The organism is Streptomyces sp. NPDC005866 (assembly GCF_040629895.1).
GTDB lineage: Bacteria > Actinomycetota > Actinomycetes > Streptomycetales > Streptomycetaceae > Streptomyces.
The window spans coordinates 180,045-194,738 of record NZ_JBEXWP010000004.1 but is presented as its reverse complement, the minus strand read 5'-3'; the positions used below and the strand labels follow the sequence as shown (position 1 = coordinate 194,738).

Annotated in this window: 12 protein-coding genes and 1 pseudogene; 6 read left to right on the top strand and 7 right to left on the bottom strand. The window is 69.5% G+C overall.

The genetic code is table 11. The features are described from left to right. Nucleotides 1-73 precede the first annotated feature (73 nt). On the top strand, nt 74-1,012 hold the full coding sequence (locus ABZ396_RS07830) for a slipin family protein (RefSeq protein ID WP_358916726.1): 939 nt from the start codon (nt 74-76) through the stop codon (nt 1,010-1,012). On the opposite strand, the gene ABZ396_RS07825 is transcribed toward ABZ396_RS07830, so the two are convergent. Further along, the gene (locus ABZ396_RS07825; protein WP_358916725.1) at nt 954-2,150 is read right to left on the bottom strand and encodes an MFS transporter; all 1,197 of its coding nucleotides are present in this window, start codon (nt 2,148-2,150) and stop codon (nt 954-956) included. The two genes, ABZ396_RS07830 and ABZ396_RS07825, sit on opposite strands and share 59 nt — an antisense overlap. A 155-nt stretch (nt 2,151-2,305) precedes the next feature. On the opposite strand from ABZ396_RS07825, the gene ABZ396_RS07820 reads away from it, so the two are divergent. Both ABZ396_RS07820 and ABZ396_RS07815 read left to right on the top strand, forming a co-directional pair. Continuing rightward, nucleotides 2,306-3,289: a winged helix-turn-helix domain-containing protein gene (locus ABZ396_RS07820; protein ID WP_358916723.1), complete on the top strand. Its 984-nt coding sequence runs from the start codon at nt 2,306-2,308 to the stop codon at nt 3,287-3,289. A 9-nt stretch (nt 3,290-3,298) separates the two neighbouring features. After that, nucleotides 3,299-3,805, top strand: coding sequence for a glutathione peroxidase (locus ABZ396_RS07815; RefSeq protein WP_358916721.1), 507 nt, complete (start codon nt 3,299-3,301; stop codon nt 3,803-3,805). A gap of 345 nt (nt 3,806-4,150) precedes the next feature. On the opposite strand, the gene ABZ396_RS07810 is transcribed toward ABZ396_RS07815, so the two are convergent. The 3 genes from ABZ396_RS07810 to ABZ396_RS07800 form a co-directional block, all read right to left on the bottom strand. After that, nucleotides 4,151-4,342 (bottom strand): DUF397 domain-containing protein, encoded by a 192-nt coding sequence (locus ABZ396_RS07810; RefSeq protein WP_358916720.1) that lies wholly within the window; start codon nt 4,340-4,342, stop codon nt 4,151-4,153. Nucleotides 4,343-4,609: 267 nt separating this feature from the next. Continuing rightward, nucleotides 4,610-5,467, bottom strand: a complete 858-nt coding sequence (locus tag ABZ396_RS07805; protein WP_358916718.1) for a helix-turn-helix transcriptional regulator — start codon at nt 5,465-5,467, stop codon at nt 4,610-4,612. A 310-nt stretch (nt 5,468-5,777) separates the two neighbouring features. Further along, nucleotides 5,778-6,545 (bottom strand): GPP34 family phosphoprotein, encoded by a 768-nt coding sequence (locus ABZ396_RS07800; RefSeq protein ID WP_358916716.1) that lies wholly within the window; start codon nt 6,543-6,545, stop codon nt 5,778-5,780. Between the two features lie 143 nt (nt 6,546-6,688). Here ABZ396_RS07800 and ABZ396_RS07795 point away from each other — a divergent pair, with 143 nt between their 5' ends. From ABZ396_RS07795 to ABZ396_RS07785, 3 genes are all read left to right on the top strand, one after another. Beyond that, on the top strand, nt 6,689-9,376 hold the full coding sequence (locus ABZ396_RS07795; RefSeq protein ID WP_358916714.1) for a D-alanyl-D-alanine carboxypeptidase: 2,688 nt from the start codon (nt 6,689-6,691) through the stop codon (nt 9,374-9,376). Nucleotides 9,377-9,573: 197 nt separating this feature from the next. Next, entirely contained in the window at nt 9,574-11,490 is a 1,917-nt protein-coding gene (locus ABZ396_RS07790; RefSeq protein WP_358916712.1) for an MFS transporter, read from the top strand. 435 nt (nt 11,491-11,925) lie between these two features. Further along, nucleotides 11,926-12,774, top strand: a complete 849-nt coding sequence (locus ABZ396_RS07785) for a helicase-related protein (protein WP_358916710.1) — start codon at nt 11,926-11,928, stop codon at nt 12,772-12,774. Nucleotides 12,775-12,816: 42 nt separating this feature from the next. Here the strand turns inward: ABZ396_RS07785 and ABZ396_RS07780 are convergent, their stop codons facing one another. The 3 genes and pseudogenes from ABZ396_RS07780 to ABZ396_RS07770 form a co-directional block, all read right to left on the bottom strand. Then, complete coding sequence (locus ABZ396_RS07780) at nt 12,817-13,488, bottom strand: hypothetical protein (RefSeq protein ID WP_358916708.1); 672 nt, start codon at nt 13,486-13,488, stop codon at nt 12,817-12,819. Nucleotides 13,489-13,932: 444 nt separating this feature from the next. Further along, nucleotides 13,933-14,285, bottom strand: a pseudogene (locus ABZ396_RS07775) (IS1380 family transposase); the annotation flags it as partial. A 202-nt stretch (nt 14,286-14,487) separates the two neighbouring features. Further along, on the bottom strand, nt 14,488-14,625 hold the full coding sequence (locus ABZ396_RS07770) for a hypothetical protein (protein WP_358916739.1): 138 nt from the start codon (nt 14,623-14,625) through the stop codon (nt 14,488-14,490). Between the last annotated feature and the right edge of the window lie 69 nt (nt 14,626-14,694).

The following is a 14,694-nucleotide window of genomic DNA, read 5'->3' as shown; positions in this document are numbered from 1 at the left end:
GAGGGGGCCGTCCGGTGTCCTCATCCTTGCCGGATCATTGTCCGGATCTCGTCGGAGAATGGAGTGAGTGCTGATGGACGGCGCCGTCGTAGGGATCGTAGTGGTCGTCGTGCTGGCTCTGCTCGTGCTGCGCAGTGGTATACGGGTGGTCAACCAGATCGAGCGCGGGGTTGTGTTCCGGTTGGGCAAGGCGCTGCCGGCGTACCGCCACCCGGGGATCACCTTCCTCATTCCCTTCGCAGACCGGATGCGCAAGGTGAACGTGCAGGTGGTCACGATGCCGGTGCCCACGCAGGAGTGCATCACCAAGGACAACGTGTCCGTGAAGGTCGACGCCGTCGTCTACTTCCGGGTCACCGACCCGGTGCGCGCGGCGATCGAGGTGCAGGACTACGTCTTCGCCGTCGGGCAGGTCGCCCAGTCGTCCCTGCGGTCCATCATCGGCAAGAGCGATCTCGACGACCTGCTCACCGACCGCGAGCGGCTGCACCAGGGGCTCGCGCTGATGATCGACAGCCCGGCCGCGGAGTGGGGCATCCACATCGACCGCGTCGAGATCAAGGACGTACAGCTTCCGGAGTCGCTGAAGCGGTCCATGTCCCGGCAGGCGGAGGCCGAGCGCGAGCGGCGGGCCCGCGTCATCACCGCGGACGGCGAGTTCCAGGCCGCGCAGCAGCTCGCCAACGCCTCCCGGATCATGTCCGACTCGCCGGAGGCGATGCAGCTGCGGCTGCTGCAGACCGTCGTCGAGGTCGCCGCCGAGAAGAACTCCACGCTTGTGATGCCCTTCCCGGTCGAGTTGCTGCGCTACTTCGAACGCGCGACCAAGCGGCTCGACCAGGAGGTCGAGAAGAACGAGCGGGAGATGGAGGCACCCGAGGGACAGGCCGCGCTCAAGGCCGGGATCGAGCAGATCGCCGCCATCGCCGACAAGTTCGGGCCGACGGCGGAGCTCAGCGCCCCGCGGGAACCGGCGGCGCCGGAGCCTTCCGCTCCTGCCGACCAGCAGTAGCCAGCGTCAGCGTCACCGCGAGTGACGCGAACGCCATGAGTGTCATCGCGCCAGCGGGCGAGGTGAGTTGGGCCACCGAGCCCGCCAGCGTGGCGCTCACCCCCTGCATGGTCAGCATGCCGGCCGAGTGCAGCCCGAGGGCGTGGCCGCTGAGTTCGTCGGGGGTCAGTCTCATCAGCCGCTCCTGCTGGACCAGGCTCGCGCCGAAGCCGACGGAGGCGACGGTGGCGCAGCCGGCGGCGAGGACCAGCGGCGGGTGCAGGAAGAAGAGCAGGTAGGGCGTGGCCAGGAGCAGCAGCAGCGGGGTGGCCATGCGGGTACGGACGGCGGACGGGAGCAGCCGGCCGACGGTGACGTCACCGGCCAGCATGCCGAGGGCAGCGCAGGCGAACAGGGCGCCGGCCGCGTCGGGGGCGTACGACACGTACAGCGATTCGCAGCCGACGACCAGGCCGTTGGGCAGCCACAGGCCGAGATAGGTGAGGCGGCGCGGGCGGGACGACCACAGCAGCGCGTTGGTACGCCGGGTCGCCGCGACGGAGGGCCGGCCGGCGGAACGGGGCGGGCGCGCGGTCAGACCGAGGCGGACCACGACGGCGGACGCCAGATAGAGGGCCGCCGCGAGCAGCAGACAGGTGCGCGGGGAGACGGCGGCGAGCAGGGCGCCGCCGGTGGCGTAACCGGCGATCTGCACCAGCCCGCTCATCATGTTGAACAGCGAACGCCCGGGCAGATAGCCGTCCTTGGTGAGGATCTCGTTCAGCAGGCCCCAGCGGACCCCGCCACCGAGCGCGGCGACGAGGCCGAGCAGCAGAACGGCGGCGAGCAGCGCGCCGGGCGGGAGGCCGGGCAGTGCCATGCCGGCGGTGGCGACGGCGAAGGTGAGCGAGATCGCGGCGAGGGTGGTGCGTGGGGGCAGCCGGTCGGCGCCGGAGAGCAGGAAGGTCGCGCCGAGCACCTGGGCGAGCGAGGGGCCGAACATGCTCAGCGCGGAGAGGAGGGGGGAGCCGGTGGTGCGGTAGACGAGCGTGCCGAGCGCGAGCCCGCCGACGGTACCGCCGGCGTTGTGGGCGGCCGAGCCGAGGAAGAGGGGGGTGAACTCGGGTGTGCGGAAGAGGGATCGGTAGGTGGTGGGCATGGTCGGGAGTCTCGGGGGTGGTTGTAGCGGGCGTTATTGTTTCGCGCGGACGCGAAAGGTTCTAACGGGCACCAAGCCCCTCACGGAAGCGAGAGGCCCTAACCGCAGGGAATCCCCTCACGACAGCGAGAGGCTCTAACAACAGGGAGACCCCCTTGGGTTGGTGGCAGCTCAACGCGGACACGCTCGCCCGTAGCCGCTTCCTGCTCTCCCCCTTCGCCGAGACCTTCGCGAGCCTCAGGCTGCTGCACGACGGCACCGCCGCCCACCCCGGCGAGCGGCGCTGGCTGGACGAGCATCTGCCCGCCTACCGGGCGCGGCTCGCCGCCGACCCCGTCACCGCGCTGCTCGTCCGCTCCGGTCTCGGCCGCGTGTGGACGGCCGATTTCCTGACCCCCACCCCCCGGGACGGGGAGAGCGCCGAGGCCGGTATCGCGCGGGTACGGGCGGCCCGCCCCGACGACGCCCGCGCGCACCTCCGGCTCGCTCTCGCCGGTCCCCTCCCCGCCGCCCTGGACCGGGACGACCTGCCCGGCCGCGCCGCCGAGTTGCTGACGTACGTGTGGGAGGCGACCGCACGGCCGTACTGGGAGCGTCGGCGGCGGATTCTGGAGGCGGATGTGGTGGCTCGGACCGCGCAGGTCAGCCGGGGCGGCTGGGCCGAGGTGCTGGACTCCGTGCGGCCGGGGCGGACCCGCTGGCTCGGTGCCAACCGGCTCCAGGTCAATCTGCACGAGTATCCGCCCCGCGAGATCTCCGGCGCCGATCTCCTCCTCGTCCCCGTCACGCCCAGGACCGGCTGGGTCTCCTGGGAGGAGCCGGATCGTTACGCCCTGGTCTACCCCTGCGCCGGCGCGCTCTCCGACCCCACCGCGCAGACGGTCCCGGCGGCCCTCACCGCGCTGCTGGGCGGCGCGCGCGCCGGCGTGCTGGTGCAGCTCGACGCCCCGCTGAGCACGACCCATCTGACTGCGGTGACCGGGCAGGGGCTGGGTTCGGTCGGACGGCATCTGAGGGTTCTGCTCGACGCCGGGCTGGTGGAGCGCCGGCGGGCCGGGCGGTCGGTGCTGTACTCGCGGACGGCGGCGGGGGACGTGCTCGTGGAGGCCGGGAACCGTTCCGCCACGCGGCGGAGCTAGCATCCGCTTATGACGACTACTGAGAACAACGGGTCCGTGCTCGACATCGAGATCGGTGCTCTCCAGGGCGGTTCCGCCGGCCTGCCGGGCTACACCGGCAAGGCTGTGCTCATTGTCAACGTGGCTTCCAAGTGCGGTCTGACCCCGCAGTACAGCGGCCTGGAGCGACTCCAGGAGCGGTACGCGGCGCAGGGCTTCACCGTGCTCGGGGTGCCCTGCAACCAGTTCCTCGGCCAGGAGCCCGGCAGCGCCGAGGAGATCGCCGAGTTCTGCTCGGCGACGTACGGCGTGACCTTCCCGCTGACCGAGAAGGTCGAGGTCAACGGTGAGGACCGGCACCCGCTGTACGAGCGGCTGGTCGGGTTCGCCGACGGCGAGGGGCACAGCGGGGACATCCGCTGGAACTTCGAGAAGTTCCTGATCGGCCGGGACGGCCAGGTCGTCGGCCGGTTCTCGCCGCAGACCGAGCCGGAGTCGGCGGAGGTCGTGGCCGCGGTGGAGAAGGCCATCGGCTGACTCCGGCAGACAGGCAGGCCCGGCGGCGGTCATGGGAGACGGTGTCCCGTGACCGCCGTCGGCGTTCCCGCCGCTTGACCTTCCCCCTGGGGCAGGGGCGAGCGTTGGTCGCGCCGGGCCACAGGCGCTCGGTGACGGAGGATGTGGGCGTGAAGGACGAGGAACTGCCCGTCCGGTAGTCGACGCGATCGTCTAATCGACGCGATCGTCTGGTCGACGTGATCGTCGATGGCACAAGCCGAGCCCCCTCGGCAAGGACGGCGGGCTAGTCGAGAGGGCTCTTGGGGTGATGCTTGTGCAGTTGTCGTTGTCGGGAGCGCGAGCGGTGGGTCAGCGAATGCCCCCTTATGCCTTGACCGAAGCCACGAAGGCATTCCAGGCGCCGGTCGGAAACGCGAGGACCGGGCCCTCCTCAACCTTGGAGTCGCGTACGGCGAGTCCAGCGGTCGTCGGCGACTTCACCTCGACGCACGCCCCGTTCCCTGCGGAATAGGAGGACTTCGTCCACGTCTCCGTGGCGCCCTGAAGCAGTGCCATGTCCACTCCTGTAGCGAGTTGCTGTGGTGCTTGCTGTGGTGTTGCTGTAGAGCGATTCACGCCAACCCTCTTGACCGGCTGGCGTGATCGACGCTACTAGCCAACTCCCTCGCCCGGAGCACTCGTTCACTCGACCGGATGGCATATTCCAGGGGAGACTTCCGCTGGAGCGTTGCGCCGGTGTACGATCCGGCGCTCGCCCCTCCGGAAGGCCCATGGAGACCCCTGGAGACCCCCTGGAGGCCTCCCGGAAGCTCCCAGGAGGGCTCAGCGGGCGTACTCCTTGGCCGCGTCGGCGATGAACTGCCGGGATGCCTCGACGTTCAGCGACTGGGCCCGCAGGTGCTCGTACATCACGGCGTACTTCTGCACGTCGTGGGCCTTCTCCAGGTACAGGTCGCTGGTCACGCCCTCCAGGTAGACGACGCTGGAGTCGGCCGCGTCGGCGAACTCCAGGATCGCGTACTGGCCGTTGAGCCCGGGATGCGCGCCCACCTCGAAGGGCAGCACCTGGACGGTGATGTGCGGCTGCTGGGACATCTCGATCAGGTACTCCAGCTGCTCGCGCATCACGAGCCTGTTGCCGACGAGCCGGCGCAGCGCGGCCTCGTCGAGTACCACCCACAGGCGAAGGGGGTTGTGTTCGGCGGTGATACGTTCCTGTCGCCGCATCCGCACCTGGACCCGCTTCTCGATGTCGGCGGCGGAGGTCTCCGGCAACGCGCCCTGCACCAGGGCCTCCGCGTACGCCCGGGTCTGCAGGAGACCGGTGACCAGCTGGGGTTCGTAGACCCTCAGCGACTCGGCGTCCGTCTCCAGGCCGATGTAGACGCTGTACGGAATGTCCCCGAACGCATGCCACCATCCTTGCTGCCGCGAATCCCTGGCCATCTCCATAAGGGACTCGACGACCCGCTGGTCCTCGACCTCGTAGACCCCGCACAGGTCGCGGACATCGCGCTGGCTGATGCTCCGGCGCCCGTTCTCCAGCCGGCTGATCTTCGACTGGGAGACGAGCAGCCGCTCGGCCACCTCCTCCGCCGTCATGCCCTTGAGCTCGCGGAGCCTGCGCAGCTCCTGGCCCAGCCGGCGCCGCCTGACGGTGGGATTGACATTGGACGCCACGGGACGTGCACCTCCGGCTGTCTGCCTGTAACTACCACTTTGTGTATCTGCTGTTGAGCAGACTGCCACCAAGGTGCTTCCTACCGCTGAGAAACGGTGGATATGCGGCGCGTACGCGTCGGTTCGGGCACGCTCCGGATTCCCCAGCCGGATTCCCCGGACTCCGGACGAGGACGGTGGGACGAGGAAAGCCGAGCGGGGCGGCGGGGCGCGTACTGCGTGCGCCTCACCGCCCCGCTCGGACCAGCGGCTCCCGAACCGGGTCTCAGGGGTGCTGTGTTGCCGGCTGTCGCTGCCGTGGCACTGCGGCTCAGTGCACCACGGCTCGCGCCATCGCGCCCGCACCTCGGTGCGGCTGCATCGGAACACCGCGGGCGGGTTCCGGCGCACCGGACCTGGCAACTGGTCCGGTCTGCCGCCCGGCCGGGGCGGCCGGGCTACGGCGTGGCTGGGCGCCCGCGCCGTTCTGCACGTCCATGACGGCGTGGGCCACGAGCCCGCCCATCGGGTCGTGCCGGATCAGGTCCCGCAGCCGGGAACGCGAGGAGCGTCCCTCGTTCCCCGGATACAGGTGCTTGCCGAGACCGACCGCGTGGGCCAGGGCGGCGAGCGCCGCGGTCCGCGGGTCCGGCGGTACGCCGGTGCGGATCGCCGAATCCAGCCGGCCACGGATGTCCCGGCAGATCTCGTTGTCAGTCGCCTGATAACGAGTCGTCGGCAGCACCCCGCACATCTGGCCCGCCACGGCATGCACCATGCCGCACCGCTCCAGATGCGAGAGATACGTCTGGCGAAGTCCCAGACGTGGCCCGCCGATCCAGTTCACAGCCCGCACGGGAGCGCCACGCCTTCGCAGCAACTCCAACGCGCAGTCCAAAGTCGGATCTCCAGTCGGCCGTGGCTGCACCACGGCGATACGATCCCCGTCTGGGGCTATCCGTCCGGCCAGCGCCAGCTCCACTAGCTGTGCTCCGGCCAGACCGAGGTCGAGCGACTGCGGCTGTGCAGTGGTACCCGTGGTCGGGTCCAGTGCCAGCAGCAGAAGCTCCTCCGGAAGTGTTCTGCGGCTCCTGCCCATCCATGCCTCCCCGCGTGGATGAATGACAGGGTGACCCCTCTCACATTGGTCTGTCGAGAGTGCGTGACCGGTTTGTAAGGGAACCGAAGGTATGTCGTTCTCGTCTACCGCAGGGGCTAAGCCCGCACACAGGACACTGGTACATGGTTCGGACAGCGCACGGCAACGTGCGGAGCGTGGAGGAGGCATCGGTGGCGGGCGAGTCCCCCGACAGGTCGAAGCAGCGCGAGTCGTCGGCAGAACCGACGTCGGGGAGCGGGGGAACGGTTCCCGAACCACGCGATCCGCGACTGACGGTGGCCGCCGAGGAGGGGAACGAGAACGAGACGGCCGGCGGCGTGGACACCGCGACCCGGATCTTCTCGGTACGGGACCTGAAGACGGCCGACGAGGACGACACGAAGCTCCGCCAGGCGGTGGCGGCGTGGGTGCGCACGGGGCCACCGGCCGAGGGAGCCGAGGGTGCCGAGGACCCCGGGAAGGACGCGGAGGCGTCGGAGCGGCCCGTGGCGGCCGCCACGGAGGCCGAGGAGGGCCCTGAGGGCGCCGAGGAAGGGCAGAAGGCCCCGGAGGCGCCGGAGGACACCGACAAGCCCGTTACGGCGCCTCAGGCAACGACCGAGGCGAAGCCGCAGCACCAGGCCGAGCCGCAGGACCAGGCCGAGCCCGAGCACACCGAGCCGGAGCACACCGAGCCGGAGGACGCCCCGAAGTCCGCCGCCGAGCCCAAGGACGCCCCGAAGGCAACTCCCGAGCCCAAGGACGCCGCACCCGAAGGCAAGCCCAAGGCCGCCGCCGAGCCCAAGGACGCCGCACCCGAGGACGCCCCGAAGGCAACTCCCGAGCCCAAGGACGCCGAGCCCAAGGACGCCCCGAAGGCAACTCCCGAGCCCGAGGACGCCGCACCCGAAGGCAAGCCCAAAGCCGCCGCCGAGCCCGAGGACGCCACCTCCGAAGGCAAGCCCAAAGCCGCCGCCGAGCCCGAGGACGCCACCCCCGACGACGAACCCGCGGCCGCCGACGGCGAGGACGCCCCGCAGGGGCCACCCGCAGCCGACGACGAGACCCGCACGGGTGGTGCGGGTGGGAACGCCAAGACCGCAACCGACGACGAACCCGCACCCGCCGACGGCGAAGGCACCCCGCAGGGGCCACCCGCAGCCGACGACGAGACCCGCACGGGTGGTGCGGGTGGGAACACCACGGCCTTCGAAGGCGAAGCCGAGGCCGCCGTCGACCAGCCCACGACCACGCTCAAGGCACCCCGCGCACCGCAGGTGGACCAGCCCACCACCATGCTCAAGCTGGGCTCCGAGCCCGAGTCCAAGTCCAAGCCCAGGACTCCCGAGTCCGACGACCCCGAGCGCACCAGCAAGTTCGTCGCCCTCAAGTCGGACCTCAAGCCCACCCCCAAACCCGCACCCAAACCCGCACCCAAAACCGCATCCACCCCCCAGCCGGACGCGAAGCCCGGGACGGCCTCCACCACGCGCACCACCGCCATCCCCCAGATCGGCCCCGAGCGCACCACCCAGCAGCCGCTCCCCCCGAAGCCCCCGCTGGACCTGCTCGCCGAGTTGACCAACACTCCCCCGCCGCCGGAGACCCCGGTCAGGACCATCGTCCGGCGGGTCAAGATCTGGACGCCCCTGGTCATCGTCCTCCTGATCATCTTTGCGGTCGTACAGACTGTCCGCCCGCTCCCGCAGCCCACCCTCGACCTCACCGCGAAGGACGCGTACACCTTCCAGGGCAGCAAGGCGGCCATCCCCTGGCCGGCCGACGGTCAGGCCGCCCTGGACGTCCAGGGCATCGGCTCGTTCGGTTCGTCCGGCGACCAGAAGCCCGTGCCGATCGCGAGCGTCGCCAAGGTGATGACCGCGTACATCGTCCTGCGCGACCACCCGCTGAAGAGCGGCGCCGCCGGCCCCAAGATCAGTGTCGACCAGGCGGCCCAGGACCAGGCGAACGCCGGTCAGGAGTCCACCGTCGACGTGACGGCCGGAGATTCGATCACCCAGCGCGAGGCCCTGGAGGGCATCCTCATCGCCTCCGCCAACAACGTGGCACGGCTGCTGGCCCGCTGGGACGCCGGCTCCGAGAAGTCGTTCGTGGCGAAGATGAACGCCACCGCGAAGAAGCTCGGCATGACCAACACGACGTACACCGACCCCTCCGGCCTCACCAACTCCACCGTCTCCACGGCCGTGGACCAGGTGAAGCTGGCGAAGGCGGCGATGGCGCAGGAGCCCGCGTTCCGCGAGGTCGCCGCGATGATGTCGTACGACGACTACAAGGGTGCCAACCACTCCAACTGGAACCAGCTGGTCGGCCACAACAACGTCGTCGGCATCAAGACCGGCACCACCACCTCCGCCCTCGGCAACCTGGTGTTCGCCGCGAAGAAGACGGTCGGCGCCGAGACCCGCACCATCATCGGCGCGGTCATCCGGCAGCCCGCCGGCGGCACCGACAACACCATCCTCAGCGCCGCGCTCACCGGCGGCGACAAGCTGATCCGGGCCGCACAGGGCGCGCTGGAGTCGGCGACGATCTACAAGAAGGGCGATGTCGTCGGCTATGTCGACGACGGTCTCGGCGGCCGTACCCCGGTCGTGGCGACCAAGGACGTGGCCGCGGTCGGCTGGTCGGGCCTGAAGGTGAAGCTGTCGTTCGAGGCCGCCGACGTGCCGCACACCGCGAAGGCCGGCACCAAGGTCGGCACCCTCACCGTGGGTGACGGCTCCGGCTCCGCGGTCCAGGTTCCGGTCGCCCTCCAGAAGGATCTGGCCGAGCCCGGGTTCTCGAGCAAGCTGACCCGCCTCGGCTGACACAAGACACGCATTCCGCCCCCGCACCCCGCCGATGGCGGCCCACCCCAGGGCCCCGCGGCGGGGTGCGTGCTAGCGTCACGAATCGGGGCAGGTCGCCGGTCGTCGGGACACGGCCGCGAACTGGACGAGAAGCGGCCGGTAACACCGGGGAACGCGGCCGAGAACAGAAGACGGGACACGGGGAGTGCCTTCAGGTGGCCACAGCGGAGCCGACACGCGCCGACGACGCCGATCCGGGCCCGGTGCCCGGCTCGCGAATAGCCCTGCCCGAGACCGGCCCGCACGGCGCGCCCAGTACGCAGCGTGCAGAAACCACGCAGAGTACGCAGAGCGCGCAGGGGCTGCCGACTACGCGGCGTAGTAGCAGGATCCGCCGTCTCCTGGACCTGAACGAACCCCTGCGCGGGTGGCCGTCGCGCCACCCGGTGCTGTCGGTCACGGCCCTCGCCGGCATCCTGCACATCATCTGGCTGTTCACGTTCGCGAACAGTGGTGGGGATCTCGCGGCGCAGGACGCCTGGGCCGAGTTCGTCGGCCGGCACCCCGACTCGGCGTACAACCTCGCCTGGTACGGCGGTATGCACCCGGTGTCGTACAGCGTGGTGTCGCCGTACCTGATGTCGCTGCTCGGCGTCCGTACGACGATGATGATCGCCGGCACGGTCTCGGCCGGGCTGCTGGCTCTGCTCCTCATCCGCAGCCGCGCGGTGCGCAACCCGCTGTGGGCCGCGCTCGCCGGGGTGTTCGCGCTGATCTGCAACGCCCTGTCCGGCCGGGTCACCTTCGGGCTCGGCACGATGTTCGCGCTGGCCGCGGTGGGGGCGGTGTTCTGCTGGCCGTACCGCTGGCGCCACAAACGCTGGGCGAAGGCGCTGGTCGCGGCCCCGCTGGCGGCGCTCGCCACCATGTCGTCCCCGGTCGCCGGTCTCTTCGTCGGCCTGGTCGCGGTCGCCCTGTTCCTGCAGAAGCGGCGCCCCGGCGCCTGGGCGCTCGGCCTGGCACCCGCGGCCGTGGTCGCCGTCTCGGCCTGGCTGTTCCCGTTCGCCGGCACCCAGCCGATGACCATCCCCTCGGCGCTCCTGCCCCTGCTGTACGGCCTGCTCTGCCTCTTCCTCGTCCCCAAGGAGTGGAAGACGGTCCGGCTGACGGCGGCCGTGTACAGCCTCGGGGTCGTACTGGTGTGGGTGGTCAGTTCGCAGATCGGCTCGAACATCGCGCGGCTGCCGATGCTGTTCGCGGGCGCCACGCTGATCGCGGCGCTCCCGTACACCGGGCCGCGCTCGCGCAAGTTCTACGTCACCGTCCTCGCGTTCCTCGGCTTCGTCGGCTGGATCGGCTTCAAGTCGGTCGACGACATCGTCCACACGACTCCGGCGGCGTCCTGGGCCCGCGAACTCGCCCCGCTCGTCCACCAGCTCCAGCAGGTCGGCGCCGAGAAGGGCCGTGTCGAGGTGGTCCCGGCCCGCTCGCACCGGGAGGCGTCCGCGCTCGCGCCGTACGTCAACCTGGCCCGCGGCTGGAACCGCCAGGCCGACATGGAGCGCAACCCGCTCTTCTACGACGACACCCTCAACTCCGCGAACTACCACGAGTGGCTGCAGCGCTGGGCCGTCCACTTCGTGGTGCTGCCGAAGGACGAGCCCGACGGCGACGGCGGCGAACGCGAGCGGGCGCTGGTCCAGCGCGGGATGCCGTACCTGAAGCAGGTCTGGGGCGACGCCAACTGGCAGTTGTTCCGGGTGACCGACGCGGCGCCGCTCGCCGAGCCGAACGCGGTGGTGGACAGCGCCGAGCAGGGCGAGCTGACCATCGAGGTCCGCAAGGCCGGCCGGATCCTGATCCGGATCCCGTACTCGCCGTGGCTGAGCATCGTCGGCGCGGACGGCAAGAGCCTGAAGCCGCCGCAGGAGACCCAGGCGTCCAAGCACCGGGCCGACGGGCAGCCGAAGACGTACGCCAACGTCAACGGCTGCCTGATGGAGACGCCGGAGGACGCGAACAGCGACAGGTGGACGATGCTGCTCGCGCCGAAGGCGGGGACCTACCGGCTGGCGGCTCCTTACCAGCTGCCGCGGGGCACACCGTGTCCCGACGAACTCAAAAAGCCTTAGCCTTCCCATCCGGCTCGGCCGGTCGAGAGGCGGAGCTGCTACCTGGCTTCCCTGAGCTCCGCCACATACCGGTCCGTGCAACACCGTGGCGCGGGGAGCGGGCAAGGACCGCGCTCCGGGTCCTGCGGGCGCACCTGACCTTGGGGCACGGCCGGAAGGGCTCCACCTGATGCCTGAACCTGGGCAGTCCTCACCGGCATTCGGGCACCGCTGTGTTGTCTCCTTGCCGTACCACTCAGTACCCGCCGGCCCGGCGCTTTAGGAGTGGCCCACCACTGAGACCGGCGCGGCCGCCGGCATCGACTCCACCGCCCTGGCCCGACGGCCCGCCGGGAGGCGGAGGCAATGGCGGCCGGCGTGCCGGCGATCGCGGCCCGGCTCGCCGAAGACGCCCCCGACACCTTCCCACCCGCCGAGCGGGTGTGAGCGGACTGGTTGTACGGAGAGCACTCGGCTGGCCACCGCCGCCAGGTGCTGGATGAATTGGCCTCGGGTTTCCTCGGAAAAAGCCGTCAGATGCCCGCTGCTTCACGGGTGTTGAGCTCCGTTCGAGTTCTCGGGGAAGGCGTCGATACCGCCGAATGCGACGCGGTGCTCTTCGCCGACGCGCGCGGCAGCATGATCGATATCGTACAGATGGTCGGGCGAGCGCTACGTATGCAGCCAGGTTCCGGAAAACTCGCCACGCTGATCGTGCCGCTGTTCCTGGAGCCGGACGAGGACGCGAATCAATTGCTCACCTCGGACGCCTACGGCACCCTTGCAAAGGTCCTCGGAGCCCTGCGTGCACACGACACGGACACGATTGAAGCCCTCGCCAACCCAAGCCTCCGCGACGCTCGCTTGCAAGTTGAACGGGATGGCGACGATGGGCAGTTGTCCGGCGTCGTCGAGGGTCAGAGGCAAGGCGAGGAGGACTCCGCGCGGGTGAGCGAGCGAGCGGCCGGGGTGCTGCGGTTCATGGAAGAACGCGGCTCACCTTCGCTCGCACGGAGAGGACGCCATGCCCAGTATCACGACGGGCTCTCTGTCCTCTCCGCCCGGGACCGACTTCTGGCGGCCAACGGAGACGGCAAAGCGACAGGGATGACATTCTGCAGGTCGCTCTGCCCCGTCGTCACCTGCGGCCCGTGGCGTCCCCCCGGCCGGACGGCAAGTCAGGGAGAACGACGCCGTCATCCGTCCAACGCGGGGTCGGTCGTCTGGCTTTCGAGAATCTGCCGGTCAGCCCGGAGAACGGCTCGATCCACTTCGGATCATCCGCTGAGATCACCTCACCCATGACCGAGCAACGCACCAAGCATCACACCAGTTACGCGACAGCCTTTAGGCGGGGCGGGCGTGACTGGCGTGGGATCGGATGAGGTCCGGGTCGGAGGGCGGCTGAACGGCGGGCTTCTGTGATTTGATCACGCCCGGATCGATATGGATGACGTGGGCGTAACCGTCCGCGTCGAATTTCTGGTACGTGCGTCGGTAGTGCGCTTTGTTGTGGGCGTCGACGGTCGAATCCGCGTCGCCCTTCACCTCTTGCGCCACGAGACCCGTGTGCAGCTTGTCCGAGTAGTCCGAGTTGAAGATGACCACCACGTCGCCGGGCTGAGCCTTGGCGGGATCGTTACCGACGTCCGCGCCGAGATCGTAGTCCATAATGAAGTCGTACAGGCTTCGGTAGCCGATGACGTCCGAGATCAGCAGGAGATCGTATTCCTTACCGTTCGGTGCCTTGTAGTGGTAATAGGAGTCCTGAGGATCACCCGGCTTCAGTCCGGGGACGAGGCCGCCCGCGGCAAAAGCGCGAGCGACGAACTCGGCGCACTCGAAATAGGGTTGAGCCTGGCCGTCCTTCGCCCGGGGGGTGCTGTCGTCCCATGTGGTCCAGTTCCAGTGGGCGTCCGCGTACTGGACGGCCGTCTCGCGCCATTTGTCGGAAGCCCGGGCGGGTTTCTGTGTTTTCTGGTGCCCGACTGGAACCGCTTGCACGGGACCGACACTCATCCCCAGAAGTGCAACTCCCAGGGTGACGGCGGGAAAAGTGCGAAGAGATTTTCCCAGGAATGACATGGCGGTCACCTCTCGGCAGTTCCAGGTATGGGCGCGCGGTTGTGCACTCGCGCGGCGACACGCTACCGCGCCTCAGGACGATACTGTCCGCGGAGCAACCTTTTACCAGGGGTCTGGATCGAAAACTCACTCGGTAGGCCGAAGGAAATCCCCTCCGCGCACTCTCAATTCCGCAAGGCTGCTGTAAACGGGATCTCGGCCGATGCGGCTCCGCTCAGCGATCCCTAACGTCGCCGTTTCGGTTGGGGTGATGAGGCGTCTCTGATCGTCAACTGTCGGGTGGGCGAGTGTTTTCACTGCTTGGTCATGGCGGAGTCCCAGCGTGGTGGCCGGGTTCTCCAAGGTCTTTCGGGTCGTGGGCGGGCAGGGGTTTGCCGGTCAGCCAGTGGGACGGGGCAGTGCGGTGAGGCGGTGGAAAGCCGTGGCGAGTTCTTCGGCACGGCAGCCGCGAGTCCACCGTCCGGCAGCGGGACGCGCATCCAGGCCGGCAGGTCGATCGCTGCGAGGCTGAGTTCGAGCCAGGCTGCGTTGACGTTGAAGTCCCGGAGGCGGCCGAAGCCGGTGGTCCTGCCGCACCGGATGTGGTCCTCGACGCATGCATGGCCGCGGTGACGGTCCTCCAGGAACTGTGCGGAGCCGCCATCGGGGTAAGGGGTGCCGGTGAGGAACACCTGATGCCGCAGGCCCTCGTCCTGGTCGAACATGGGCAGCTTGGCTCCGGGATGCGGCCGGTGAGGTCAAAGCTGGCGCGATCCGGTCGACAGCTCCGTCGACCACGCCGGAGTTCAGCTTGAGGCCAACCACCGCGGCGTGAGGGTGAGAAGGTCCGTGGAACGACCTGCCCACCCGATTCGACCCCGATTCGACCCCGTGAGCGCACAGAGCAGTCCAACGCTCTGGCCAGGGTCAAGGGTGGTGTGGCGGACAGACCGCTTATGACGAGCGGTTGTACGCGTACTCGTGGCCGGGGTGCGGCTCGACCATGGTGATGAGGGCGTGGCCAGGGCGGACGCCGTACGGGCCGACGGCGGCCAGCTCGGCGTACACATCGCTACGCGTGTCCTCACTCATGCACCCTCCCTTCCTTCCGTCTGCGCTCGCCCATACCCCGACGCTCCGTCAGATAGAGCGCCAGAGCCG